The organism is Geobacter sp. (genome assembly GCA_009684525.1).
Classification (GTDB): Bacteria; Desulfobacterota; Desulfuromonadia; order Geobacterales; family DSM-12255; genus Geoanaerobacter.
Map to the genome: position 1 here is coordinate 312,582 of WKKR01000003.1, position 25,897 is coordinate 338,478.

At 60.0% G+C, this 25,897-nt stretch carries 30 protein-coding genes; 23 read left to right on the forward strand and 7 right to left on the reverse strand.

Features of this window, described 5'->3' with window-relative positions:
- Positions 1–128: 128 nt before the first annotated feature.
- The 7 genes from GJT30_12415 to GJT30_12445 form a co-directional block, all read right to left on the reverse strand.
- Entirely contained in the window at positions 129–1,382 is a 1,254-nt protein-coding gene (locus tag GJT30_12415; GenBank protein MSM40413.1) for an MFS transporter, read from the reverse strand.
- Positions 1,379–2,176 (reverse strand): peptidoglycan editing factor PgeF, encoded by a 798-nt coding sequence (pgeF, locus tag GJT30_12420; GenBank protein MSM40414.1) that lies wholly within the window; start codon positions 2,174–2,176, stop codon positions 1,379–1,381. The genes GJT30_12415 and pgeF overlap by 4 nt, the downstream gene beginning before the upstream one ends.
- A gap of 13 nt (positions 2,177–2,189) precedes the next feature.
- Positions 2,190–3,149 carry an RluA family pseudouridine synthase gene (locus GJT30_12425; GenBank protein MSM40415.1) on the reverse strand — a complete coding sequence of 320 codons (960 nt, stop codon included), beginning with the start codon at positions 3,147–3,149 and terminating at the stop codon, positions 2,190–2,192.
- A gap of 70 nt (positions 3,150–3,219) precedes the next feature.
- Positions 3,220–3,483 (reverse strand): hypothetical protein, encoded by a 264-nt coding sequence (locus GJT30_12430; protein MSM40416.1) that lies wholly within the window; start codon positions 3,481–3,483, stop codon positions 3,220–3,222.
- Between the two features lie 64 nt (positions 3,484–3,547).
- The gene (locus tag GJT30_12435; GenBank protein ID MSM40417.1) at positions 3,548–4,981 is read right to left on the reverse strand and encodes a Do family serine endopeptidase; all 1,434 of its coding nucleotides are present in this window, start codon (positions 4,979–4,981) and stop codon (positions 3,548–3,550) included.
- Between the two features lie 113 nt (positions 4,982–5,094).
- On the reverse strand, positions 5,095–5,442 hold the full coding sequence (locus GJT30_12440) for a PilZ domain-containing protein (GenBank protein ID MSM40418.1): 348 nt from the start codon (positions 5,440–5,442) through the stop codon (positions 5,095–5,097).
- A 137-nt stretch (positions 5,443–5,579) separates the two neighbouring features.
- Positions 5,580–6,179 (reverse strand): hypothetical protein, encoded by a 600-nt coding sequence (locus GJT30_12445; protein ID MSM40419.1) that lies wholly within the window; start codon positions 6,177–6,179, stop codon positions 5,580–5,582.
- 136 nt (positions 6,180–6,315) lie between these two features.
- Here GJT30_12445 and GJT30_12450 point away from each other — a divergent pair, with 136 nt between their 5' ends.
- The 23 genes from GJT30_12450 to GJT30_12560 all read left to right on the forward strand — a co-directional run bounded on the left by GJT30_12450 (position 6,316) and on the right by GJT30_12560 (position 25,888).
- A complete protein-coding gene (locus GJT30_12450) occupies positions 6,316–7,227 on the forward strand; it encodes an NAD(P)H-binding protein (protein ID MSM40420.1) in 912 nt (303 codons plus the stop codon).
- 119 nt (positions 7,228–7,346) lie between these two features.
- On the forward strand, positions 7,347–8,003 hold the full coding sequence (gene elbB, locus GJT30_12455) for an isoprenoid biosynthesis glyoxalase ElbB (GenBank protein ID MSM40421.1): 657 nt from the start codon (positions 7,347–7,349) through the stop codon (positions 8,001–8,003).
- 23 nt (positions 8,004–8,026) lie between these two features.
- Positions 8,027–8,626, forward strand: a complete 600-nt coding sequence (locus GJT30_12460; protein ID MSM40422.1) for an outer membrane beta-barrel protein — start codon at positions 8,027–8,029, stop codon at positions 8,624–8,626.
- Positions 8,627–8,997: 371 nt separating this feature from the next.
- On the forward strand, positions 8,998–9,435 hold the full coding sequence (locus GJT30_12465; protein ID MSM40423.1) for a hypothetical protein: 438 nt from the start codon (positions 8,998–9,000) through the stop codon (positions 9,433–9,435).
- 319 nt (positions 9,436–9,754) lie between these two features.
- Complete coding sequence (locus GJT30_12470; GenBank protein MSM40424.1) at positions 9,755–11,002, forward strand: transcription termination factor Rho; 1,248 nt, start codon at positions 9,755–9,757, stop codon at positions 11,000–11,002.
- Positions 11,003–11,134: 132 nt separating this feature from the next.
- Positions 11,135–11,332, forward strand: a complete 198-nt coding sequence (rpmE, locus tag GJT30_12475; GenBank protein ID MSM40425.1) for a 50S ribosomal protein L31 — start codon at positions 11,135–11,137, stop codon at positions 11,330–11,332.
- A gap of 103 nt (positions 11,333–11,435) precedes the next feature.
- Entirely contained in the window at positions 11,436–12,125 is a 690-nt protein-coding gene (locus GJT30_12480) for an FAD-dependent thymidylate synthase (protein MSM40426.1), read from the forward strand.
- A gap of 48 nt (positions 12,126–12,173) precedes the next feature.
- A complete protein-coding gene (locus tag GJT30_12485; GenBank protein MSM40427.1) occupies positions 12,174–13,091 on the forward strand; it encodes a DUF1385 domain-containing protein in 918 nt (305 codons plus the stop codon).
- A gap of 139 nt (positions 13,092–13,230) precedes the next feature.
- On the forward strand, positions 13,231–14,298 hold the full coding sequence (gene prfA / locus GJT30_12490; GenBank protein MSM40428.1) for a peptide chain release factor 1: 1,068 nt from the start codon (positions 13,231–13,233) through the stop codon (positions 14,296–14,298).
- Positions 14,295–15,140 carry a peptide chain release factor N(5)-glutamine methyltransferase gene (prmC, locus tag GJT30_12495; protein MSM40429.1) on the forward strand — a complete coding sequence of 282 codons (846 nt, stop codon included), beginning with the start codon at positions 14,295–14,297 and terminating at the stop codon, positions 15,138–15,140. Before prfA ends, prmC begins: the two co-directional genes overlap by 4 nt.
- 12 nt (positions 15,141–15,152) lie before the next feature.
- Entirely contained in the window at positions 15,153–16,406 is a 1,254-nt protein-coding gene (murA, locus tag GJT30_12500) for a UDP-N-acetylglucosamine 1-carboxyvinyltransferase (GenBank protein MSM40430.1), read from the forward strand.
- Between the two features lie 78 nt (positions 16,407–16,484).
- A complete protein-coding gene (locus GJT30_12505; GenBank protein MSM40431.1) occupies positions 16,485–17,123 on the forward strand; it encodes an ATP phosphoribosyltransferase in 639 nt (212 codons plus the stop codon).
- A complete protein-coding gene (gene hisD / locus GJT30_12510) occupies positions 17,120–18,424 on the forward strand; it encodes a histidinol dehydrogenase (GenBank protein ID MSM40432.1) in 1,305 nt (434 codons plus the stop codon). The genes GJT30_12505 and hisD overlap by 4 nt, the downstream gene beginning before the upstream one ends.
- Before the next feature lie 13 nt (positions 18,425–18,437).
- The gene (gene hisC, locus GJT30_12515; GenBank protein ID MSM40433.1) at positions 18,438–19,490 is read left to right on the forward strand and encodes a histidinol-phosphate transaminase; all 1,053 of its coding nucleotides are present in this window, start codon (positions 18,438–18,440) and stop codon (positions 19,488–19,490) included.
- A 16-nt stretch (positions 19,491–19,506) separates the two neighbouring features.
- Complete coding sequence (gene hisB, locus GJT30_12520) at positions 19,507–20,094, forward strand: imidazoleglycerol-phosphate dehydratase HisB (GenBank protein MSM40434.1); 588 nt, start codon at positions 19,507–19,509, stop codon at positions 20,092–20,094.
- A gap of 86 nt (positions 20,095–20,180) precedes the next feature.
- Positions 20,181–20,804 carry an imidazole glycerol phosphate synthase subunit HisH gene (hisH, locus tag GJT30_12525; GenBank protein ID MSM40435.1) on the forward strand — a complete coding sequence of 208 codons (624 nt, stop codon included), beginning with the start codon at positions 20,181–20,183 and terminating at the stop codon, positions 20,802–20,804.
- A complete protein-coding gene (gene hisA / locus GJT30_12530) occupies positions 20,801–21,538 on the forward strand; it encodes a 1-(5-phosphoribosyl)-5-[(5-phosphoribosylamino)methylideneamino]imidazole-4-carboxamide isomerase (protein MSM40436.1) in 738 nt (245 codons plus the stop codon). Before hisH ends, hisA begins: the two co-directional genes overlap by 4 nt.
- 49 nt (positions 21,539–21,587) lie before the next feature.
- Positions 21,588–22,349 (forward strand): imidazole glycerol phosphate synthase subunit HisF, encoded by a 762-nt coding sequence (hisF, locus tag GJT30_12535; protein ID MSM40437.1) that lies wholly within the window; start codon positions 21,588–21,590, stop codon positions 22,347–22,349.
- The gene (locus tag GJT30_12540) at positions 22,346–22,675 is read left to right on the forward strand and encodes a phosphoribosyl-ATP diphosphatase (protein MSM40438.1); all 330 of its coding nucleotides are present in this window, start codon (positions 22,346–22,348) and stop codon (positions 22,673–22,675) included. The genes hisF and GJT30_12540 overlap by 4 nt, the downstream gene beginning before the upstream one ends.
- A 124-nt stretch (positions 22,676–22,799) precedes the next feature.
- On the forward strand, positions 22,800–22,997 hold the full coding sequence (locus GJT30_12545; GenBank protein MSM40439.1) for a 30S ribosomal protein S21: 198 nt from the start codon (positions 22,800–22,802) through the stop codon (positions 22,995–22,997).
- A 3-nt stretch (positions 22,998–23,000) separates the two neighbouring features.
- Complete coding sequence (locus GJT30_12550) at positions 23,001–23,444, forward strand: GatB/YqeY domain-containing protein (GenBank protein MSM40440.1); 444 nt, start codon at positions 23,001–23,003, stop codon at positions 23,442–23,444.
- Between the two features lie 119 nt (positions 23,445–23,563).
- The gene (locus GJT30_12555; GenBank protein ID MSM40441.1) at positions 23,564–24,073 is read left to right on the forward strand and encodes a CvpA family protein; all 510 of its coding nucleotides are present in this window, start codon (positions 23,564–23,566) and stop codon (positions 24,071–24,073) included.
- 63 nt (positions 24,074–24,136) lie between these two features.
- Positions 24,137–25,888 carry a DNA primase gene (locus GJT30_12560; GenBank protein MSM40442.1) on the forward strand — a complete coding sequence of 584 codons (1,752 nt, stop codon included), beginning with the start codon at positions 24,137–24,139 and terminating at the stop codon, positions 25,886–25,888.
- Positions 25,889–25,897 lie beyond the last annotated feature (9 nt).

A 25,897-nucleotide genomic window follows, 5' to 3' on the forward strand; every position in this document is an offset into this window, starting at 1 on the left:
ACTGGCTGGACATCGGCATGCGTCGTCGGTTCCGTGCCGTTGCCTGCCACGGCTCTCTGCAACTTTGCTGGGGTGGGTATCACGGTGAGATCGGGTCGTTGGTAGCCTCTATATAGCAGAGAGTCTGCTCAAAGACCAGCGGAATTCGCTTTCGCGGCGGGGTGCGGGTCGCGAACCCGGAGAAAGAGCAGGATTGACAGGGCCAGCAGGGAGACGGGGAGCAGGAAAGCGGCATGGTATGCCGCGCCGGGGTAGCCGGCGGCTGTTTTCCCGTAGCGGCCGATTACCCCCCCCATGAGCTGTTGCATGGTGGCGGCCCCCATGAGGATGAAAAAGTTCACGGCGGTGAGGGCCGAGCCGATGATGGCGGGGGGAAAGCTTTCGCGGATCATGGCATAGATGGAGACGCCGCTGGAGACGGCAATCCCCATCAGGAAGAAGAGCGGTGCCAGGAGCTGGATCGGGAGCCGTTCGGCCGGGCCGAGGAAGAGCGACATGCAGGCAAGGAGGAGCAGTTGGCCGCAGAGCAGGGTGCGGCGGGGGGAGCGGAACAGCCGCTCTGTGACGGTTCCCACGCAGAGGCAGCCGACCAGGAAGCCGAGCGAGGTGGCCAGGAGCATCCGGCCCGCACCTTCTGTGGAGAGCCCGACGGCGTCCACCAGGTAAGGGCCTCCCCAGAGCCCCTGGACCGCCATGTAGTTGGCATACCAGGAAAAGGCAAGAAACGACAGGAGCCAGTAGGAGGGGGTGGCAAGGACCTGGCGCAGGCCGCTCAACAGGCGCACCGGAGGAGCGGTCTGCAGATCGCCGTCTTGCGCGGTGCTGCAGGGGCGTTCCCTGACCATTACCCGGGCGAGCAGCAGGGCCGCGGCCTGGATGCCTGCCACGACCAGGAAGGTGGTGCGCCAGCCGGCGGTTGCCGCTGCAAGGGCCAGGGGTGCGGTCCCGGCCAGATTGCCGATGTTCCCCACGGCGATGATGAATCCGGAGACCTGGCCGAATTCCCGGCGATCGAACCAGTTGGTGAAGACCCTGAGAGAGCCCATCAGGACGCTGGCAGAGCCGGTGCCGAGCAGGATGCGGCCGAGGAGCGCCTGGGGATAGTCCGTGGCGCGCGCAAAGAGGATGCAGCCGCAGATCGTTGTCAGACCGGTCAGAAGGACGATCTTTTTCCCGCCGTAACGGTCGAGCAGGGGGCCGAGCGGCAGCTGGGTGATGGCAAAGGCATAGAAGAACGCCCCGGAAAGGGTGCCGAGCTGAACGGCGTCCAGGGCGAGGTCGCGGCTTAAATCGCCTGCCAGGACCGCCATGGAAACCCGGTAGAAATAGGCCAGGAGATAGAGGAACGACAGAACGCTGAAGAGGCGCCAGCGATGGCTCATGAAAGCATGATGAAGCCCATCTGGCGCCCCGTATCGCCGCCGTCGCGCCGGTAGGAGAAGAAGAGCTCGGGTGTGCAGGAGACGCAGTGCTGGGTCGTCTCGACCCGTGCGGGTGCGATGCCGCAGGCAGCCATCTGCTGCTGGTTGGCAAGGGCAAGGTCGAGCCGCCACTTTCCCTTGCCGGTTTCGCGGGCAGCTTCTGCCCAGACCCCCGGTTCCTGGGCAAAGGCCGCCCGGACCGGTTCGTCCACTTCGTAGCAGCACGGCCCGATGCCGGGGCCGATGGCGGCGATCAGGTCAGCGGGGTTCGTGCCGAACTGGTTCGCCATTGCCTCTACCCCCTTGGGGACGATCCGGTTCGCCGTCCCCTTCCACCCGGCATGCAGGGCTGCAGCCACCCGCTGTACAGGGTCGAAGAGCAGGATGGGGATGCAGTCGGCCACGCCGATGCCGATCATGATGCCGGCCTGGTTGGTGATGATGCCGTCGCACTCCAGTTTGAGAAAATGGGTGACATCCTCGTTCGGGCTGTCCACCACCAGGATGTCGGTGCCGTGGACCTGTGCTACGGTCAAAAGCCGTTCGGTGCGCGCCCCGAAGGCGCGCGCCAGCAGGCTGCGGTTCCCCTGCACACTGTGGGAGGAGTCGAGGGTGTTCAGCCCCAGGTTGAGTGAGTTGTAGGGGGGGCGGGAAACCCCTTCGTGGCGCGTCGTGAAGCCTGCAGCAGCCATGCCGGCAGAGGTCATGAGCTGTGGTTCCAGGTAGTGGATCTTGCCGGCCTTTTTCTGTTCCATTGTCTGCTCCTTGTTATGGTCCTTCAAGCCCTTCGAGTTCGCTTACGATCAGGGCCATGTCTTCGGGAAGGTCGGTGTCGAATTTCAGGTATTCTCCACTGGTCGGGTGGATGAAGCCGAGGGTCTTGGCGTGCAGGGCCTGACGGTGCATCCCCTTGAGCACTGCCCGGACCCGAGTGTTCGCAACGCCGGCCAGGCGGCCGCTGCTGCCGTAGAGCTGGTCTCCCACCAGGGGGTAGCCTGCCTCGGAGAGGTGGACCCTGATCTGGTGGGTCCTGCCGGTCTGCAGGCGGAGCTTAAGCAGCGTAACGCCGGGGTAGCGCGCCAGCACCTTCCAGTGGGTGACGGCGTGCTTGCCGTGGCGGGCCTTGCTGGACATCCGCTGGCGATCCACCGGATGGCGGCCGATGGCCGATTCGATCTTGCCCGAATCCGTCTTGGGCGAACCGAAGACCAGGGCGCAATAGATCCGGGTGATGGTGTGCTCCTTGAACTGGTGGGCGAGATGCTGATGGGCGCGGTCGTTTTTGGCAGCCAGGAGGACTCCCGACGTATCCTTGTCGATCCGGTGGACGATGCCGGGGCGGAGCTCACCGCCGATGCCCGACAGGTCGGTGCAGTGGGCGAGCAGCGCGTTTACCAGGGTTCCCGACGGATTGCCCGCCCCGGGATGGACCACCATGCCGGCGGGCTTGTTGACGACGATGAGGTCGCCGTCTTCGTACAGGACTTCCAGCGGTATCGCTTCCGGGGCGGCCTCGGCGCTGACCGGCGGCGGCTGTGTCACGACGATCCGATCTCCCCCCTTCAGCTTGACCGAGGGCCTGGCCGTTGCACCGTTGACGGTGATCATCCCCGACTCGATCAGACGGTGTACCGCCGATCGGGACAGTTCTGCCAGGGACGTGGCAACGAACAGGTCCAGCCGTTCCGTGCCGTGATCTAGGGGGAATTCCAGCTCTATGGTCGTCACGAGGGGGTCCGGAAAACGGCAAAGGCGCGATGGATGACCGCGCCTTTGCCAGGGTATGCTGCGGTGTCGGTTACCAGATGGTCGATTCGATTTTGCCGGCCCGTTTGATCAGGACATCGACCACAGCTATGTCGTAAATATTGGAGGCCGCCAGATGCGGGGCAACGCGGGAGACGAAGTGCTGCCGCCCCTCTTCGAGCTCGTCGGCAAGCAGGGTGAAGATGGAATCGTGCTTGATCCCTTCCTGAACCTTTTCCGGGTTATACAGTGCTATGTCCGAAAGGATGGCACGGGCCAGGCGCCGGGCCTGGTCTTGGTTGTCGATCAGCGTCATGGTCACCTCTGGCTGGTAAGACTGATGCTATGGAACAACGATCCCATTATACAGTAATTCGACCTTACCGCAATTTCAGGACAAAGTATATGCTGGCGTCGCCCCGCTTGACCAGAAGCGCCACAGAACCCCGCTGCTCGGCATTGCGGATCGCCTTGCCGTACTCGGCAACGTTAGCGATCCGCTGCTGGTTGACGGAGATGATCACGTCGCCCCGCTGGATGCCGGAACTGGCGGCCGTCCCCTCCGGATCGACCTCGGTGACCACCACCCCCGTGAGTCCGGCCGAGCGCATGGAGCGGGGAAGCTCTTCCACGGTCAGGCCGAACCAGCCCGACTGCGGTTCGGTTGAGCGGGGATTTTGTGCTGATGCGCTGTCGGTGCTGGCGGTGGTGATCGAGAGGGTCAGCGGTTTCCCGTCGCGGATGATCCCGATCGGCACCTGCTGTCCCGTGGGGGTGTCGGCTACCGTCATCTGCAGTTGGCGGGCGTCCTTGATCTCCTTGCCGGCAAAGGAGGTGATGATGTCTCCCTGCTTGAGCCCGGCTTTTGCTGCGGGACTGCCGGCCATGACGTCGGCGATGAGCGCTCCCTTTGCCTTTTTCAGGCCGAACGACTGGGCGATCTCGTCGGTGACCGGCTGGATGGAGACGCCGAGCCAGCCGCGCGAGACGCTTCCCTTTTTGATCAGCTGGGTTACGACGCTTTTAGCCATATTGATGGGGATGGCAAAGCCGATCCCCTGCCCGGCCGCCACGATGGCGGTGTTGATGCCGATCACTTCACCATAAACGTTGAGGAGCGGGCCTCCGGAGTTGCCGGGATTGATGGAGGCATCGGTCTGGATGAAATCCTCGTAGGTTTCTATCCCCATGTTGGAGCGGCCGGTGGCGGAGATGACCCCCACGGTGAGGGTCCGGTCGAGGCCGAAGGGGTTGCCGATGGCAATGGCCCACTGGCCGACCTGGAGTTTGTCCGAGTCTCCCAGGACGGCCACGGGGAGATCGCTGGCGCCGACAACCTTGATGACGGCGATATCGGTCTTCGGGTCTTGCCCGACTACCTTGGCATTGTAGACCTTCTCGTTGGAGAGTTTGATCTGGATGCTTTCTGCATCCTTCACGACATGGCTGTTGGTGACGATGTACCCCTCGCGGTTGATGATGAACCCTGAGCCGAGGCTGCTTTGGCGTTGGTAGCGCGGACGGGGCTGGCCTCCGCCGAAGAAATCGTCAAAGAACGGGGAGAATTCGAATTGCGGCTGGATCACGCGCTTCCGGGTGACGGCTGAGATATTGACAACGGCCGGGGTCACTGCCTTTGCCACATTCATGAATGCCTGCTGGGAGGTGAGGAGATCCTTGGGGACATCCTTTACCGGGGCGTCGGTGCTGCCGCGGGACGATTCGGTGAACGGTGTGGGGGATTCCTTTTTCTGGCAGGCGGCACAGAGGGTGGCGAGCAGCAGTATGCCGAGCAGAAGACGGCTTCGTTTCATGGTCTGGTCCTCTTTGTATGTGCTAACAGGCTGAAACCGTTGTAATGGTAGCGAAAACCGAGAGGGATGTCAATTGCGACGGGCAGGGCCGCCAGTCTGGGGGATGCGGCGTTTTACCTCTGGTGGTGATTGTTGCGGAATTCACGTTGTTGCAGCTGGCGGGCGAGTTCCCGCAGGGTTTCCATCTGCTCCCCGGAGATATCGACGAACCTGAGCCCCATGGCGCCATCGGGTTCGGTCCGGCTCCAGATTACCTCGGCAGGGATGGAAAGGGCTGCGGCAGAAGCGGGGGTATAAAACTGGAGGGTTACGTTCTTGCCGGTGGGGAGCGGGTCTTCGACGCAGATGGAGATGCCGCTGTCCGAGATATCGAAGGAGGAACAGCAGAAACCGATATTGTCTTCCCCGACTATCCAGCACCCGACCTGGACATGCAGCCGCTTGTGCCTGCGTCCTTCCATGAATCCTCAATCCGTGCGTAGTAGTTTTGCGTACACAAGCCTACCACGCCTGCGAAGGAATGCAAGCCAACGCATCGCGCGGGAAAGGGGCGCATCGGACAATTGTGCTGCACCGGGCCGATTTTCTCCGGCGCCGTTCAAATATCTTCCCCTTCCGGGACCCTGCCCCTGATGACCCTGACCGTTGCATCACTCCCGGTCAGTTCCTTGTACAGCCGCGCCAGGAAACGTATTGTGACGACCCTGTGGATATAGGCCTGGGTCAGGCGGTACAGGTGTTTTCGTAGTCCCGACGGCTGTTCGCTGCCCAGGAGCAGGGGGCAGTAATCGGACAGCTGCACGATTACCCGTACCCCGCGGCCGGTTGCTTTGGCAATGATGGCGAATTCGCCGCGATGGCAGTTGGCGCGCTGGACGAGAACCCCGCCGCAGATGGAGAGCCGGATGCCTGACGACTGTTCTGCAGCGACCTGTTGCGGTGCGGAAAAGCTGATGAGGCTTACGCGGGTGTCGAGCAGGCGGAACTGCAGCTCGCCGTCGGGTGCCCGATGGGGGCGGATCAGGGAGAGGGTGAAGCGTCTGATGTGGTGCAGGTAATGCCCCAGAAGGGCGGTCGGTGAGAGCTCTTCGCCGAGACCGGTGGGAAAGCGCATCCACTGGATCGAGTAGACAGAGGCGTCCCGAAGCAGGACCTGCCGGTAACCGATCTTCGTCTGCGGGCGGCTGTTGCGGCTCATCGGCATCTCCCTGACAAAAACCTTATCATATCCTGCACCGCTTGTCTTGCTTCTACGACCTGCGGCTTGCCACAGCGGGTATTCGTGTCAGAATGTGAAGAAACATTGCGTGCGCATGGTGCGACAAGGAGTGGGGATGCATACTGGCGACGATATTGTTCTGGTTACCGGGGCAACGGGTTTCATCGGTCAAAGGCTGGTGAAGGCGCTTTTGGATGAGGGGCGGCGCGTGCGTTGCCTGGTTCGCCGGGAGGATGCCAGGCTCCCGACCGGAGCTGAGGTGGTCACGGGGGATCTCCTGATGCCGGTCGGGCTGGCTGCCGCCTTTGCCGGGGTCTCTGTTGCCTACTACCTGGTGCATGCCATGGCCGGTGGGCGGGCAGGTTTCGAACGGCGCGACCGGCAGGCAGCGGCGAATTTCGTCACTGCCGCCAACAAGGCCGGCCTGCAGCGGACGATCTACCTGGGCGGGCTCGGTGAGACCGGTGGCGAGCTTTCCGAGCACCTTGCCAGCCGGCTCGAAGTTGCTGCCATCCTCAAGGGGGGGAAGTTCAGCACCACCTTCCTCCGTGCGGCGGTCATCATAGGCGCAGGGGGAGCCTCTTTCGAGATGATCCGCGCCCTGGTGGAGCGGTTGCCGCTCATGATAACACCGCGCTGGGTTTCGACCCGCTGCCAGCCCATTGCCGTCGGCGATGTGATCGGCTACCTCACCGGCTGCCTGCGGGAAGAAAAGACAGCCGGCGAGACATTCGATATCGGCGGTCCCGAAGTTCTGACCTACCGGGAGATGATGGAGCGGTTCGCACACTTGACCGGCAGGACCTGCATGATACTGACCGTCCCTTTCCTGACGCCGAAGCTGTCATCCTATTGGGTGGGTTTTATCACGCCGGTAAAGCCCTCCATCTCCATGCCGTTGATCGAAGGCCTGGCCAACGAGGTGGTCTGCCGCGACCACCGGATCAGGGAACTCCTGCCGTTACCGCTCACATCGTATGACGAGGCAGTCAGGATAGCCCTTGCCGAAGAGCAAAAATCAGGTTAACACCCCTGTCGAGTTGTGCTATAGTCTCACCGGCCCGCGTAGGGATGGTGGTGTAAAAGCCCGACAGATGAGGGGCAGATCATTCCGCGCGAATCACGTCCGTCAAGGAGGTGCAGAGGATGAAGAAAAAGATCGGCGTTGTCCTTTCGGGTTGCGGTGTGTTTGACGGGAGCGAAATCCACGAAGCTGTCGTCACGCTTCTGGCCATTGACCGCAACGGATGCGAGGCGATCTGCATGGCTCCGGATATGGAGCTGGCAGAGATCAACCATCTGAGCGGCCAGGAGACGGGGGCCAAACGGAATGTCCTGGTGGAGTCGGCCAGGATTGCCCGGGGCAAGATCAAAGACATCAAGGAGGTCAGAGGAGGCGACCTTGATGCGGTGATCTTCCCCGGCGGTTTTGGTGCTGCCAAGAATCTGTGCAATTTTGCGGTCAAGGGGGCTGATGCATCCATTCATCCCGAAGTGTCCCGTCTTCTGAAGGAGATGGTCGGGGCAGGGAAGCCCATCGGCGCCATCTGTATCGCCCCGGCCCTGGTAGCGGCGGTTCTGGGCAGGGAGTATGCGCCGCAGGTGACTATCGGTACCGATGCAGGGACGTCCGCTGCCATACGGCAGACCGGCAGCTCCCATGTGGACTGCCCGGTGACCGAGTTCGTGGTGGACAAGCAGCACAAGATCGTCTCCACGCCGGCATACATGCTGGCAAACAACATCTCGGAGGCCGCAGAAGGGATCGAGAAAGCGGTCAAGGCAGTCATTGGATTGATGTAACTACAACAAGGAGGCAGAAAATCATGCGTAAATTCCTAACCGTTTCGTGTCTGTGTGTCCTGGTGGCCCTTGCTGCCAGCCAGGCGCAGGCGCAGAGCATCAAGGGCAAGCTGGGAGTCACTGGTCGGATCGGCTTCACTATCCCTGCTGACAGCGACTTTGGGCCGTACAAGATCGAGACCGATGCCGGTTTTATTGGCGGTGGCGGCTTCATCTATGGTATTGACAACAACTTTGCCGCAGAGATCGATATTACCAATACGAGTTTCGGTTCTGAAGACCCTACTGGCGGGAACAAAGGCGATTTCGATGTGACCAATGTCGCACTTGGCGGTCAGTATCGCTTTGAGAGTAGCCAGGCCAACCTGACCCCTTACGTCGGTGCCGGTCTCGATATTCTGCTGAGCGATTACGACCGGGTGGGGTACTCGGTTGATACCACCGTTGGCGCCCATGCCACGGGAGGGGTCGACTATTTCATCAATCGTCAGGTTGCCCTGAATGCCGAAGCGAAGATCCTCGTCGCTCCTGAGACCGATATCAACGGACCCGGAGGCAAGGCCGGGAATTTCGATCCCTCCAGTTTCACCGGGACGTTTGGGGTTCGGTTCTTTTTCAACTAGATCGAAACCTGCATTTCGTAGGAAAGGGCGGCCGCCAGGTCGCCCTTTTTGTTTGGTGCGTGGGGGAGGGTGCATATTTTTTGTGCAGATGCCCCTTTACATCTGCTGCTTCATCATATTTGCGTGATTGCAAACGGTTGGTTGAAAAATTTGCATTCGTGCAGAATCCTGCCCGTTCTGTATCGCTTCCCATGAAGAAAAATTGTCTTCAATATCTGCGCGAACTGCCGATATTAGTTGTATAATTCTAGTATCCAGAGGCGTGGGGTTTGTCCCTGAAATCCGGCACGGTTCATGTATCAAAAACAGCACGGCTTGCTTCAATTGATACGGCAGGCTGGAATCGTCCGACAGGAAAAGCGGGGTGAGTCATGAATACTGATATTATCGATGAAGCGATTGACAAGTATGTTCATGAACGGTTGGAAAAAGGGAAACTTCCGGCTCGTGAGCGGTTTCTCGCCTATGCTTACCTGAAGCATGGGGGGGATGAGCTGGCGGAATTCATGAAGAAAGTAAAGGGGCTCTCCCGTTACTATATCGATTTCCTGAGGGTCATGGAAAACCCGTTCAAGGGGCCTGAATTCGCTTGGCTCGCTTCCATGCTGACCATGGGGATCTTCAGCTGTTACCTCATGAGCGTCAGCGATTTCCGCTTGCTGGGGATCATGATCTTTGCCGGAACCCTGGTTCATGCCTGCGCATTGATAAGCAACGTGGCAAAGAAGTGGCTGGATATCGGCGTAATGATTGCGATCTACCGCGAGATCGTCGAACTGGTGGAAAACGAATTCGAGGTAACTGCGTAACGCGTTCCGGTCGTAACGAAGGTTGAAGGAGAGGCTGCAGTCTGCAGCCTCTTTTTTCGTGAATTTAGAGTTGACAAGATAATTAGATAGTGCTTAAATTGGCCTACCCTTCGAAAAACCTTTAGTGCGCATGGTGTTGCGCTTACCCCTGGCAATTCTACACTTCAAGCAAACTTCTTTGACACAACGGAATAGTATCCCTTAAATCGGCTTCCCTCGACATATCACGTCACTCCATACCAGCCATTCAATGGGCGGGCTGGTGCCTCAGGGGTGTCCCCCAACTAATCCGGCGTACTCTCGCCATTCAGGAGAACAGATGAACCTTCAGGAACTTAAGGGTAAAAAGATCAACGAACTTACCACGATTGCCAAGAACCTCAATATAGAGGGGGCATCAAGCCTGCGCAAGCAGGACCTGATCTTTGCCATTCTCAACGCCCAGACCGAGAAAAACGGCATGATCTTCGGAGAAGGGGTGCTGGAGACCCTTCCCGATGGATTCGGTTTTCTCCGTTCCCCTGATTACAATTATCTTCCCGGCCCCGACGATATCTATGTCAGCCCGAGCCAGATCCGCCGCTTCAACCTGCAGACCGGCGATACAGTTTCCGGCCAGATCCGCCCTCCCAAGGAAGGGGAGCGTTACTTTGCCCTTCTCAAGGTGGAGACCGTCAACTTCGAGTCGCCCGACGTGGCCCGCGACAAGATCCTCTTCGACAACCTGACCCCCCTCTATCCCAACGAGAAGTTGAAGCTGGAGACCCAGCCGGATAACATGTCCATGCGGGTCATGGAGCTGGTGGCCCCCATCGGCAAGGGGCAACGCGGGCTCATCGTTGCTCCTCCCCGTACTGGCAAGACCATGCTGATCCAGAACATCGCCAATTCCATCGCCGAGAATCATCCCGAAGTTTACCTGATCGTCCTGCTCATCGACGAGCGGCCGGAAGAGGTTACCGACATGCAGCGTTCGGTTCGCGGTGAAGTGGTTTCATCCACCTTTGACGAGCCGGCATCGCGTCACATCCAGGTTGCCGAGATGGTCATCGAAAAGGCCAAGCGCCTGGTGGAGCACAAGCGGGACGTGGTCATCCTCCTCGACTCTATCACCCGCCTGGCGCGTGCCTACAACACCGTGCTGCCGCCATCCGGCAAGATCCTGACCGGCGGTGTCGATTCCAATGCCTTGCATAAGCCGAAGCGCTTCTTCGGCGCTGCGCGCAATATCGAGGAGGGGGGCTCCCTCACCATCATCGCCTCGGCCCTGATCGACACCGGGAGCAAGATGGACGAGGTTATCTTCGAGGAATTCAAGGGAACCGGCAACATGGAGGTCCATCTGGACCGCAAGCTGGTGGAAAAGCGGGTCTTTCCTGCAATCGATATCAACAAGTCGGGGACGCGCAAGGAAGAGCTTCTCATCGAGCGGGCATCGCTCAACCGGATCTGGATTCTGCGTAAGGTTCTGCACCCGATGAATGTGGTGGACAGCATGGAATTCCTCAGTGAAAAACTCTCCGAAACCAAGTCAAACCAGGCATTTCTGGACGCCATGAGCAGGTGAGAGGGTGTTCGGCCCGTTCTCGATAACGGGAAAAAAGTCTTGCAATAAAAAATTCGAAATGCTAACTTTTTATTTTCGGATTTGCCTAACTATCTGACTGGAAATCACTTTGCCCTTTTAAGGAGGCTCGACATGAAAGAAGGAATCCATCCCAAGTACGCGGAAGTCACGGTGAAGTGTCTGTGCGGCAACAGCTTCCAGACCCGCTCGACCAGGAGCGAAATATCGACTGAAATCTGTTCTGCCTGCCACCCGTTTTTTACCGGCAAGCAGAAGCTGGTCGACACTGCAGGCCGCGTGGAGCGTTTCAAAAAGCGTTACGGAATGTAACAAGATTTCCTGGCTTATGGTGGGAGGGGATTTTGTCTCGTGGCGAAATCCCCTTCTTGCGTTTATTGGTACCTGATCTGTCGTGGTTTTCGCGAGGAGCGAGATGCAGGTTACGCTGTTGCAGCATACCCCCGATCCCGAGTTGACCGTTGCCCTGGCGGCGCGGCTGTGCTATTCACCTGTGGGCATTGCCGAGTTGCGGGAACGCCTGTCCAGCGACGATATCGGCACCTTCCTGGACAAGATCATGTCGCTCGGGCACCAGTCGGTGCTTGAGCATGTCTCCTTTACCTTCGGCATCGAGGGGATCTCCCGCACCACCAGCCATCAGCTGGTCCGGCATCGCCTGGCATCCTACTCCCAGCAGTCCCAGCGGTATGTGAGCCACACGAAGCGTTTTGCCGCTGTCATTCCGCCGACCGTTGCCGAGCGGCCGGAGTTGCGGGAACTGTTCGAGCTTCAGCTCAGCAAGCTGCATGAAGCGTATGCCGCCATGGTGGAGGCCGGCATCCCTGCCGAGGATGCACGCTACATCCTGCCCAATGCCACGGAAACCAAGATCATGATGACCATGAATGCCAGGGAACTCCTGCATTTCTTTGCCTTGCGTTGCTGCGAGCGGGCCCAGTGGGAGATCCGCGCCATGGCCGTGGAGATGCTCAAGCTGGTGAAACAGATTGCCCCGACGATTTTCAGGGATGCCGGCCCCGGTTGCCTGGCAGGCCCCTGTCCCGAGGGGAGCATGACCTGCGGCCGGCTGGTCGAGATGAGGGAGCGTTTCAAGGGCCTGTAGAGGCAATTCGCGAATTGTCACTACGCTACATGCAGGACTGAGGTACAAATGGAAAAGATCAATATCGGCGGCCAGGCAGTGATTGAGGGTGTCATGATGCGTGCACCCCGTGCACTCGCCATTGCCGTTCGCCGCCCGAATGGGGAGATTGCCGTCAGGAAGGAAGAGGTTGTCCCCCTTTCCGAGCGCTTTCCGGTGGTCAAGCTTCCCATCGTTCGCGGTGCCGTGGCACTGTTCCAGTCGCTCATCGTCGGCGTCAAGGCGCTCAATTTCTCCGCCAACGAGGCGATTGCCGAGGAGGATGAGGAGGGTGGGGAAAAGAAGGAGCTCTCTTCCTGGGCCATGGCAGGGACCATGGCCATTGCGTTCGGCTTCGGGATTCTCCTCTTTTTCATCATGCCGCTCTATCTGACCAAACTCATGACCCCTCTGATCGGCGACTCCAATATCGTCTTCAACCTGGTGGATGGCGTCATCAGGGTGCTCGTGTTCCTCATCTACATCTGGTCCATCTCCCGCATGCAGGACATCCAGAGGGTTTTCCAGTACCACGGCGCCGAACACAAATCGATCTTCGCCTTCGAGGCGGGCGACGAGCTGACCGTCGAAAATGTACGCAAATACAGCCGGCTCCACCCCCGCTGCGGCACCAGTTTCCTGTTGATCGTCATGGTGGTGAGCATCGTCATCTTTTCCATGATTCCGAAACTCTGGCCATTCTACCTCAAGGCCGGGTCGCGCGTGGTGCTGCTCCCCTTGATTGCCGGGGTGTCATATGAATTCCTCAAATGGAGTGCCAAAAACGACAGTTCCTCACTGGTCAGGATGATCATTGCCCCCGGTCTCGGACTGCAGCGACTCACTACCCGCGAGCCGGACGACAGTCAACTCGAAGTGGCCATCCGTTCCATGGAAGAGGCATTGGCGGTTAATGCCGGCTACAAGGACGACCGGCTGGTAATATAGGATTTCGCTTTTCCGCAATCTCTGCGTTGGCGTTCGGAATCTCCTTGTGCGATGTAGCGCTGCTACGTCTCCGCGGGATTCCTCCGCCGCCTTGACCTTGCGAAAAATCGACATCCCTTGAGTTAAACGAGGGCTATACATGCTTGAGAAAATAGAAGAAATCGAACGCCGCTTCCAGGAACTAGAGGCGCTCCTCTCCGATCCGGCCGTAATTGCCAACCAGGCCGAGTTCCGCAAGTTTTCCCGCGAGCACGCCGATATAGCCCCCTTGGTGGAGGCCTATCGGCAGCACCGGAGGGTGCTTGCTGAGATCGAAGGGAACCGGGAACTCCTGGCCGATCCCGACATGCGGGAGATGGCCGAAGAGGAACTCGCAGGGCTGGAACAGCGCCGCGAGCAGTTGGAAGGGGAGATAAAACTGCTCCTTCTGCCCAAGGATCCCAACGACAGCAGGAACGTCATCCTGGAGATCCGTGCCGGTACCGGCGGCGACGAATCGGCCCTCTTTGCCGGCGACCTGTTCCGGATGTACAGTCGCTTTGCCGAGAAGAACCGTTGGAAGGTGGAGTTGCTCTCCTGCTCGGAATCGGAGCGGGGGGGCTACAAAGAGGTCATTGCCTCCATCGAGGGGCAAGATGTCTATGCCAAGCTGAAATATGAATCGGGTACCCACCGGGTGCAACGGGTTCCCGAGACCGAGGCTCAGGGACGGATTCACACCAGTGCCTGTACCGTTGCGATCATGGCTGAGGCCGAGGATGTGGACATCGAGATCAATCCGACCGACTTGAAGATCGACGTCTACCGATCGTCGGGTGCTGGCGGGCAGCACGTCAACACCACCGACTCGGCGGTCAGGATAACCCATATCCCCACCGGCACCATAGTTGCCTGCCAGGAGGAGCGAAGTCAGATAAAGAACCGCGCCAAGGCAATGAAGGTGCTGAAGACACGGATCCTCGACAACATCATACAGGAGCAGAACGCGAAACTGGCCGCTGACCGGAAACAACAGGTCGGGAGCGGCGACCGGAGCGAGCGAATCCGCACCTACAATTTCCCCCAGGGACGGATGACCGATCACCGGATCGGCCTGACCCTCTACAAGCTCGACGCGATCATGCAGGGGGATATCTCTGAGATTGTCGATGCTCTGCGGACCTATTACCAGATGGAGGCCTTGCAGCAGCAAAGTGAAGCCGCATGAGCGAAGTCTGGACTGTCCTGAAGGTGCTTGCCTGGACCAAGGAGTATCTGGCGGAAAAGGGTGTGGAGAACGCCCGCCTGGAGGCGGAGTGGCTCCTTTGTGCCGCCACCGGCCTGGACCGGGTCGGGTTGTACGTCAATTACGAAAAGCCGCTTACCGATGCTGAACTGGCCGGCTACCGGGAGATGGTTTCCCGCCGGGCCAGGAGCGAACCGCTGCAATATATTCTCGGCAGCCAGGATTTCTGCGGGCTCGACTTCGAGGTGGCGCCCGGGGTGCTGATTCCCCGGCATGACACGGAAGTGCTGGTCGAAGAGGCGATTCACCGGGTGCCAGCAGCGAAAGCAGTGCTGGACATCGGTGTAGGAAGCGGTTGTATCGCCATTGCGCTTGCCCGGAGCCTGCCAACTGCAGCTGTCTGGGGTGTTGACCGTTCGCCGGACGCACTGGCACTTGCCCGGCGCAATGCCCAGCGACACGACGTGTCGGTGACCCTGGTGGAAGGGTCGCTCTTTGACCCCTGTTCCGACCGGCGGTTCGATCTGATCGTCAGCAATCCGCCCTATATCCCCACGGCCGATCTGACCGGGCTTCAGCCAGAGGTCCGCGACTACGAGCCGGTTGCGGCTCTGGATGGTGGGCGGGACGGACTCGATTTCTACCGGCTCATCGTCTCTGCGGCGCCGGAGTACCTGCACCCCGGCGGATGGCTGATGGTGGAGGTGGGGATCGATCAGGCTCCGGCAGTCAGAGCGCTGTTTCAGGCAGCAGGTTTCACGGATATCTTCACGGCCAGGGATTCGCAGCAGATCGAGCGGGTTGTTGGCGGTAAAATCGTTTAAAGGGAAATCACCTTGGATAAACTGGTCATTCATGGCGGGAAAAAGCTTTCCGGCGAAGTCACGGTAAGTGGTTCCAAAAACGCTTCGCTTCCCATCTTCTGTGCCACCATTCTTGCCTCCGGTGTGCACGAGATCAGCAATGTGCCGTTTCTGCGCGACATCAACACTACCATCAAGGTCCTGGAGTCGCTCGGAGCCCGGGTCGAAGGGAACGGTAATGTCGTCAGAATCGATGCCACCGATGTCAACAACGTCGAGGCAACCTACGATCTGGTCAAGACCATGCGCGCCTCAGTGCTGGTGCTCGGTCCGCTTCTTGCCCGCCATGGCCGGGCTCGGGTCTCGCTTCCCGGCGGTTGTGCCATTGGCGCCAGGCCGATCGATCAGCACCTCAAAGGGTTGAAAGCCCTGGGGGCCGATATCCACCTGGCCCACGGTTATGTGGAGGCCAAGGCCAAACGGCTCAAGGGGGCGCGGGTCAACTTCGATATGCCGACGGTCGGCGGCACCGAGCACCTGATGATGGCGGCTGCGCTGGCCAAGGGGGAAACCGTTCTGGAGAATGCGGCCCGCGAACCGGAGATCCTTGACCTGGCCACCATGCTCAACCAGATGGGGGCGAAAATCGATGGGGCCGGGACCGACACCATCAGGATCACCGGTGTCAAGGAGCTGTCGCCGGCCACCTACCGGGTCATGCCCGACCGGATCGAGGCCGGCACCTTCATGTGTGCGGCAGCCATCACCGGCGGCGACATCAAAATCAGGAACATGCAGCTGGAACACCTCGATGCCCTGGTTTTCAAGCTCCAGGATGCCGGGGTGGAGATCACCAATAAGGATGGCATTGTCCGGGTGAAAGGGCCGAAGCGGCCGAAGGCAATGAACATCAAAACGCGGCCGTATCCCGGTTTCCCGACGGACATGCAGGCCCAGTTCATGGCGCTCATGTGCGTGGCCGACGGTGCGAGTGTCATCTCCGAGAACATCTTCGAGAACCGTTTCATGCACGTCTCCGAACTGCTTCGGTTCGGCGCCGACATCACCATCGAGGGGAACACCGCCACGGTGAAGGGGGTGAAAAAGCTCTCCGGTGCGCCGGTCATGGCCACCGACCTCCGGGCGTCCGCTTCCCTTATTCTGGCCGGTCTGGCAGCGGACAACACCACCGAGGTGTCCCGTATCTACCATCTGGATCGTGGCTATGAATCGATCGAGAAGAAGCTGGCGGCGCTGGGGGCCGATATCCAACGAGTGAAAGAATAAATCATGTAGGGGCGGCCCTGTGTGGCCGCCCGAAGCAGGGCAACCACACAGGGTTGCCCCTACGGGAAAACCAACCACATGTCTGATTTCATTACCATTGCCATTCCCAAGGGGAGGATTCTGGAAGAGTCCGTTGCCCTCTTTCAGAAGATCGGCATCGACTGCGCGGAGCTCCTTTCCAGCTCCCGCAAGCTGATCTTCGAGAACCAGGCGCAGAGGATGCGCTACATGATCGTCCGGGCCACCGATGTGCCGACCTACGTGGAGTACGGTGCGGCAGACCTGGGAATTGTCGGCAAAGATACCCTGCTGGAGCAGGAAAAGGATGTGTATGAGCCCCTGGACCTCAAGTTCGGCTACTGCCGGATGATGGTGGCCGAGCCGGCCGGGCTTGCCCGCGACGACGACCCTTCCCGCTGGAGCAATATCCGCATTGCCACCAAGTACCCTCACATGACCGAGAAATACTTCGGCGCCAAGGGTGTTCAGGTGGAGATCATCAAGCTCTACGGTTCCATCGAGCTGGCGCCGCTGGTGGGTCTTTCCGAGCGGATCGTCGACCTGGTCTCCACGGGCGAGACCCTGAAGCAGAACGGACTGGTCGAGGTGGAGACCATTGCCGAGATCACCACCCGCCTGATCGTCAACCGGGCGAGCCTGAAAACCAAGCACCAGCGCATCACCGGGATTATAGAAGGTCTGGAGCGCCACGTATGAAATTCCTCGATATTCGCGATACCGATTTCGATCGGCAGTTTGCCGCCATCCTCGCCCGTGGCGAGGAGTCCGGCCGCGAGGTGGAGCAGGTCGTCACCGGGATCATCGCTGCGGTCAGGCAGCAGGGCGATGCCGCGGTGTTGGAATACACCAACCGCTTCGACCGGCTGACGGCCGCTACCGTTGCAGAGCTGCAGGTGACGGACGACGAGATCGATTATGCCTTTGCCAGGGTGAGCAGCGAAGAGATCGAATCCCTGAAGCTCGCCGTGGAGCGGGTTGCCCGTTTCCACGAGAAACAGAAACAGCAGACCTGGCTTTCCACCGAAGAGCCGGATATCATGCTCGGCCAGATGGTGACACCGCTTTCGCGGGTTGGGATCTACGTCCCCGGCGGCAAGGCGAGCTACCCCTCCAGCGTCATCATGAATGCCGTGCCGGCTAAGGTAGCCGGGGTGCCCGAGGTGATCATGGTCGCCCCCACCCCCGGCGGGGAGATCAACCCCCATGTGCTGGTGGCAGCCAGGCTTTCCGGCGTCGACCGGATATTCCGCATCGGCGGCGCCCAGGCCGTGGCGGCACTCGCCTACGGCACGGCGACCATCCCGAGGGTGGACAAGGTCACCGGTCCGGGCAACATCTACGTGGCCACCGCCAAGAAGCTGGTCTTCGGCCAGGTGGGGATCGACATGATCGCCGGTCCCAGCGAGATCCTGATCATCAACGACGGCAGCGGCACACCGGCCCATCTTGCCGCCGATCTGCTCTCCCAGGCCGAGCACGACGAACTGGCCTCATCCATCCTGATCACCACCGACCGCGCCTTTGGCGAGCGGGTCGCAACAGAGGTGGAGCGGCAACTGGCGGAACTCAAGCGGGAGAGTATCGCCCGGAAGTCCTGGGAAACCTATGGCGCAGTGATTGTTGCCGGGAGTCTTGACGAGGCGATCCGCTTTTCCAACCGGATCGCCCCCGAGCACCTGGAACTGGCAGTGGCGGACCCGTTTGCCATCCTGCCGCTCATCAGGAACGCCGGCGCCATCTTCCTCGGGCACTTTACCCCGGAGGCTGCCGGCGACTACCTTGCCGGGCCGAATCACACCCTCCCCACCGGCGGGACCGCACGGTTCTTCTCCCCCCTGTCCGTGGACGATTTCATCAAGAAATCCTCCATCGTCTACTTCAGCAGCGGTGGCCTCAACCGGCTGGGAAGGGAGATTGTCAGGATTGCGGAACTGGAGGGGCTGGAGGCTCACGGCAGATCGGTGAGCATCAGGCTGGACAGCAGCGAAGGACAGTGAAAGGTTTTTGCGCATGATCCCACTCAGACCGAATATCGCCGCCATGGCCGGCTATGTCCCCGGCTATCAGCCCCCGGACATTTCTTCCTGGATCAAGATCAACACCAACGAGAACCCCTATCCGCCGTCACCGGAGGTGGTGAAGGCCATTCTGGCGGAGCTGGGGCCGGACGGCGCCAACCTTCGCACCTACCCAAGCGCTTCCAGCCAGAGTCTGCGCGAGGCAGCCGGGCTGGTGTTCGGTTTCGACCCGTCGTGGATCATCATGGCAAACGGCTCGGACGAGGTGCTGAACAACCTGATCCGGGCATTCGCCTCCGAAGGGGAAGAGATCGGCTACGTTCATCCGTCCTACTCCTACTATGCGACGCTGGCGGAAGTCCAGGGCGCGCGGGTGCGGACCTTCGGCCTGACCGCTGATTTCCGCATTGCCGACTTCCCGGAGCGCTACGAAGGGAAGGTCTTCTTCCTCACCACTCCCAATGCCCCGCTCGGGCCGGCATTTCCGCTTGCATACATCGAAGAGCTGGCCAGGTGCTGTGCCGGCATGCTGGTGCTGGACGAGACCTATGCCGAATTTGCCGAGTCGAGCGCCCTGGAACTGGTGAAAAAATACGATAATGTCGTGGTGACCCGCACCCTCTCTAAGAGCTATTCCCTGGCAGGCATGCGGCTCGGCCTTGCCATTGCCCGACCCGAGGTGATCGCCGCCCTGGACAAGATCCGCGACCACTACAATCTGGACCGCCTGGCACAGGCGGCCTGTGTGGCAGCGCTGCGGGACCAGTCCTACCTGGCCGAGTGCTGCCGAAAGATTCGCGAGACGCGCGAATGGTTTTCTTCGGAACTGCGGGTCGTCGGCTACGATGTCATCCCCTCCCAGGGGAATTATGTCTTTGCCTCGCCTCCGGACAGAAACGGCAAGCGGGTCTATGACGGACTGTTTGAACGGAAGATCCTGGTGCGTCATTTCTCCGACCCCCTGCTGTCCCATGGGTTGCGGATCTCCATCGGCACCCGTGAGGATATGGAAAAGACGCTGGCTGCGATTAAAGAGATAGGCTGATTTTCAGGAGGCTAGAATGGCACGAACGGCTGCTATAGAAAGAGTGACAAAGGAAACCCGGATCAAGCTTTCCATCGATCTTGACGGCACCGGTGCAGCCAAGGTCTGTACCTCGGTTCCCTTCCTCGACCACATGCTCGACCTCTTTGCCCGGCACGGCCTGTTCGACCTGGAGGTGGAGGCGAGCGGTGATATCGACATCGATTTCCACCACACGGTGGAGGATATCGGCATCGTGCTGGGGCAGGCCATCAGGCAGGCCCTGGGGGACAAGAAGGGGATCCGCCGCTACGGCCAGGCAACAGTCCCCATGGACGAGACCCTTGCCAGCGTGGCGACGGACCTGTCCGGGCGGCCCTATCTGGTCTACCACGTATCGCTCCCCAAGGTGAAGATCGGCGAGTTCGACGTGGAGCTGGCCCGCGAGTTTTTCCAGGCCCTGGTCAACAACCTGGGAGCCAACCTGCATGTCAACGTGATGTACGGCGACAATGTCCATCATATTCTGGAGGCCTGTTTCAAGGCCACAGCCAGGGCGCTGGACATGGCGACCCAGGTCGATCCCCGGATCGAAGGGGTGATGTCCACAAAGGGTAAACTATAAAACCCACCACGGAGCCACGGAGGAAACCTGATAGCGTGGGTGTTCTCCGTGATACTCCGTGTCTCCGTGGTGAAAGGTCCTTATCAATGATTGCGATTATCGACTACGGGATGGGGAACCTCCGTTCCGTGCAGAAGGGGTTCGAGAAGGTCGGGTTCGATGCCGTGGTGACCGCAGATCCGAAGGTGGTGCTGGAGGCCGGGAAGGTCGTCCTTCCAGGGGTCGGCGCCTTCCGCGACTGCATGCGCAACCTGGAGCAGGGGGGCTTTGTCGAGCCGATCCTCAAGGTGATCCGGGAGGGGCGCCCTTTTCTCGGGATCTGCGTCGGCATGCAGCTTTTGCTGACGGACAGCGTCGAGTTCGGCCTCTACCAGGGGCTGAACGTCATCCCCGGGCACGTGCTCCGTTTTCCGGACGGGATGGAGGAGAATGGCGAAAAGCTCAAGGTGCCGCACATGGGGTGGAACCAGCTTGCCATTCGGCGGCGAGCGCCGATCTTCAACGGGATCGAGGACGGCACCAACGTCTATTTCGTGCATTCCTACTATGAGATGCCGGACGACGAGACGGCAGTGGCGGCGACTGCAACCTATGGCGTAGAATTCTGCGCCGCAATCTGGAAAGACAATGTCATGGCGACGCAGTTCCATCCGGAGAAATCCCAGGAAGTCGGGCTGCGCATGCTGAAGAATTTCGGAGAGTTCACGTGATCGTTATACCGGCAATCGACCTGAAGGAAGGGAAGTGTGTCCGCCTGGAGCAGGGGCTTATGGAGCGTGACACGGTCTACAGCGACAACCCGGCGGCCCAGGCGCTCGCCTGGCAGACGCAGGGGGCGGAGCTGCTGCATATCGTCGATCTGGACGGGGCGTTTGCCGGAGAGCCGAAGAACCGGGCGGCCATCGAGTCCATTGTCAGCGTGCTGCAGATACCGACGCAGCTCGGCGGCGGCATCCGCGATCTCGCCACCATCGAGGCCTATCTGGGGATGGGGGTCGGGCGGGTGATCATCGGCACCGCGGCCCAGCGCAATCCGGAACTGGTCAAGGAGGCATGCGCACGGTTTCCGGGGCGCATCGTTGTCGGCATCGACGCCAAGAACGGCATGGTTGCGGTCCAGGGATGGGCCGAGGTTACCGATGTGACGGCCGTGGATCTGGCCCGTAAATTCGAGGGGTTAGGTGTCTCGGCCATTGTCTATACCGACATCAGCCGGGACGGGATGATGCAGGGGCCGAACATCGAGGCGACCAGGGCGCTGGCCGAGGCGATCTCCATACCGGTCATCGCATCCGGAGGTGTTTCGACGCTCAAGGACATAGAAAATCTCATGGCGGTTGAGAGCGCGGGGATCAGCGGCGCCATCACCGGCAAGGCGATCTACAGCGGGGCGATCAATCTGGCGGAAGCCATCACACTGACTAAAAAGGCAAGTCAAGGCTAAGTTTTAGGTTCAGCCCAACCTCAACTTCAACCTTAACCCGAGGTTATCAATGCTTACACGACGCATTATTCCCTGCTTGGACGTGACTGGCGGCCGGGTGGTAAAGGGGGTGCAGTTTCTCGAACTACGGGATGCCGGCGATCCGGTGGAGATCGCCGAACTCTACGACCAGCAAGGTGCTGACGAGCTGACCTTCCTCGATATCACCGCCTCCAGTGACGGCCGCGACACCATGGTCGATGTTGTCCGCAAGACTGCGGAGCGGGTCTTCATGCCGCTAACAGTCGGCGGCGGCATCCGGACCGTCGAGGATATCCGTAGGATGCTGAATGCCGGAGCCGACAAGGTTTCCATCAATACTGCTGCCGTGCACAATCCAGACTTTGTCCGTGAAGCTGCGGAGCGTTTCGGTTCCCAGTGCACGGTCGTGGCCATCGACGCCCGCCAGGTGCCGGGTGAACAGCGCTGGGAGGTCTATACCCACGGAGGACGCAAACCGACCGGCATCGATGCGGTGGAGTGGGCCCAGCGGATGGAGTCCTACGGTGCCGGTGAGATCCTCCTTACCAGCATGGACCGGGACGGCACCAAGGATGGCTACGACCTGCCGCTGACCAGGGCCATTGTCGATGCGGTCAGCGTGCCGGTCATCGCTTCGGGGGGCGTCGGCACGCTGGAACATCTCTATGACGGGTTTGCCGTGGCCGGGGCATCGGCCTGCCTTGCCGCTTCCATCTTTCACTTCCGGCAGCACACGGTGCATGAGGCCAAGGAGTATCTGCGCCAGAGAGGAGTAGCTGTCCGGCTATGAACGAACGAGACGACATCCTGCATGCGGTCTACCGGGTGATCCTGGAGCGCAAAGGCGCTTCGCCTGATAGCTCCTACACCGCCTCCCTGATGGCCAAGGGAACGGATAAGATCCTGAAGAAGCTGGGCGAGGAGGCCACCGAGCTGGTGATTGCCGGCAAGGGGGGCAACCGCGACGAGATCGTCTACGAGGCAGCGGACCTGTTCTTCCATGCGCTGGTTCTCCTGGGGCACAGCGACATCCCTCTCGATGCCGTTTATGACGAACTGCGACGCCGTTTCGGCACCTCGGGGATTGCGGAGAAGCAGTCCCGCCCTGTCGGTTAATTCTCCGGCGATCGAATATATTCTTGACATGGTTGAGGTGGGCGGATAATATACCATCTCTTGCAGACTACCGGCCTGCCCTTGCTAAGGCTTTAAATATGCAACAGGAGGGAGGGGTGTATGGATGCCGGGAATAAAGGTAAAGGAAAACGAACCGTTTGAGATCGTGCTGAAGAAGTTCAAGAAGCAGTGCGAAAAGGCGGGGATTTTGTCTGAAATCCGTAAGCGCGAGCACTTCGAGAAGCCGAGTATCAAGCGGAAGAAGAAGGCTATCGCTGCCCGTAAGCGCGCGCTCAAGAAGCAGCGCAAGATGATGGACTAAATCATGGGACTGCGGGAAACACTGACAGACGAGATGAAGGTGGCGATGAAGGCCCGTGACGAAGTGCGGCTTTCCTGCATTCGCCTTGTCCGCTCCGCGGTAAAGAACAGAGAGATAGACCAGAAGACGGTCCTTGACGACGCCGGTATCTGCGAGGTTGTTTCCTCGCTGGCCAAGCAGCGCAGGGAATCGATCCGGATGTTCGGTGAAGCCGGACGGCAGGATCTTGTCGAGAAAGAAGAGCGCGAGCTGGCGGTATTGCTCGAGTTCCTGCCCAGGCAGCTTTCCCGTGAAGAGATTGCCGAACTTGTTGCCGGGGTCATTGCCGAAACAGGGGCCCAGGGGAGCAAGGATATGGGGCGGGTCATGAAGTCCTTGATGCCCCACACTGCCGGACGAGCCGACGGAAAACTGGTCAGTGAGGTGGTCAAGGAGTTGCTCGGCTGATCACCCGACCCTTCCGGGGGGTGCCCGGTTCATAGTAATAATGCGAAAGAGACGAGGTGGGGGCATATCATCGGATTGCCCCTGCTTTTTCTTTTTGTGGATATGGCTGCATGCACGGACTGAATTTCCTCGATATCCTGCTCTGGATCATCCTTTTGGCCTGTGCCGTGAAGGGGTTCATGAAGGGGCTGGTCAGGGAGGTTTGTTCCCTGCTTGGCGTCATTGCCGGCGCTTGGGCGGCGTTCAGCTATTATGGCGCCCTCACCGCCACGATCAGATCGCTCATCAATCTGCCGCAGGCCGTAACTGCTGCCGTGGCGTTTCTGCTCATCTACCTTGTCCTGGGTCTTCTGTTTTTTTTCGTCGGTCATCTGCTCACCGTCATTTTCAAGATCATGCTGCTGGGGTGGCTCAACCGTTTTGGCGGGGTGGTATTTGGCTTCCTCCAGGGGGCGTTCATCCTCTGCATTCTCCTGGCTCTTGCCGTCAGCAAACCGGTACCGGCAAAGATCAAGGGGTATCTGCAGGGGTCATCCACTGCCCGTTCCCTGAGTGAAACCGGGCAAGACATGATAGCCGGATGGAAGAGCCAGGGCCGCGCAGCTGCTATCCGGACACAAAGCCGTTAAAGCGCAGCGGTTTCCCGGCACTGGCGATCTGAACACCCCTCTGCGGCGGGGAGAGCGGCACAGATGATACCCGAAGAGACAATTCGCGAGGTACGGGAACGGGTTACGATTCTCGAACTGATTTCCGACTATGTCAGCCTCAAGAAATCAGGGTCGAACTACCAGGGGCTCTGTCCGTTCCATGGCGAGAAGACCCCCTCGTTCAACGTCAATCCGGGGCGCGGCATCTTTCACTGTTTCGGTTGCGGCGTGGGTGGGAATGTCTTTTCGTTCATCATGCGCATGGAAGGGATCACCTTTCCCGAAGCTGTGAAGTTCCTGGCCCGCCGCGCCGGCATCGCCATCGAAGAACGACCGCTCACCCGCGGCGAGCAGCAACGCCAGGACGAACGGGAACAGTATTACCGGATAACGGAGCAGGCAGCCCAGTTTTATCGCGGCATTCTCCTCTCGGGTGAAGAGGGGGAGCCGGCCCGACAGTACCTGGGGCGTCGCGGCGTTGACCTGGCAACGGCCGAAGCGTACCGTCTCGGCTATGCCCCGGCGCGCTGGGATGGTCTCTGCCGCTACCTGGAACGGCGGGGCGCCGGCCTGGAACTGGTGGAAAAGCTCGGCCTGGTCCGGAAGCGCGAGGGAGGGGGATATTACGATCTCTTCCGCAGCCGCCTCCTCTTCACCATCGCCGACATCCACGGCAGGCCCATCGCCTTTGGCGGCAGGGTGCTCGACGATTCGCTGCCCAAGTACATCAACTCGCCGGAATCGCCCATTTATCGCAAGAGCGAGGTCCTCTTCGGCCTCGATCTGGGCAAGCAGACCATCAGGGAGAAGGGGAGCGTCATCGTTGTCGAGGGATATTTCGACCATCTCTCCCTCTACCAGGCAGGAATCCGGGAGGTGGTCGCCACCTGCGGCACGGCGCTCACTGCCGAGCACCTGAAACTCCTGCAGCGCTATGCCGGCCGGGTGCATACCCTGTTCGACTCCGACATCGCCGGCCAGAAGGCAACGGTTCGGGCCATGGACCTGGTCCTGCCCGAAGGTTTTCCGGCGGATGTGGTGGAGCTGCCCGAGGGTGACGATCCGGACAGTTTTGTCAAGCGGGAGGGGGACGAGGCCTTTCGCCGCCGCCTGGAATCGGCCCGGCCCATTTTCGAGTATTATTTCCGGCTCCTGCTCAAGACGCAGGACGCAGGAAGCGTGGAGGGGAAGCGCCGCATACTTGCGGAGTTGATCCCCCGGTTGCGCGTGATCCCCGACCGCATCCAGCGACGGTTATATGCCGCCGAGGTTGCGCGGATGCTGGGGGTGGACGAGACCGAGCTCCGTCTGGAAACAGGGCTCGCGGAACGGGACCAGCGCCCGGTTGCGCAACCGCAGAAGGGGCGTCCGACGGGGCCGGATACGGCGGAACTACTCCTGGCGCTGATTGGCAAATATCCGGAGCTTGCGGTACAGGCCCGGAAACAGGGTGTCACACGGCTCTTACCCCCGCATCTGGTGCCGCTTGCCGAATCACTCATCGAGGCAGGCAATGACCATGACCGGGTAGATTGGCCTTCCCTGCTGGAAGGCGTGGCTACTCCGGAAGAGCAGGGCCGACTCTCCGCCCTGTTCGTGCATGATGCGCATCTGGAGGGGATCGATCCGGCAAAGGCCTTTGATCAGTGCTGCGTCTCCCTGGCACGGGGAGAGATCAAGGATATCAAGCAGCTTGCCCGTGAGCTGGCGCGGACGGAACCCGACTCTCCCCGTTATCACGAGCTCCTGGCGCAGATTGAGACCTTGCGAAATAGAAAATCGCAATTACTATAAAAGTATAGA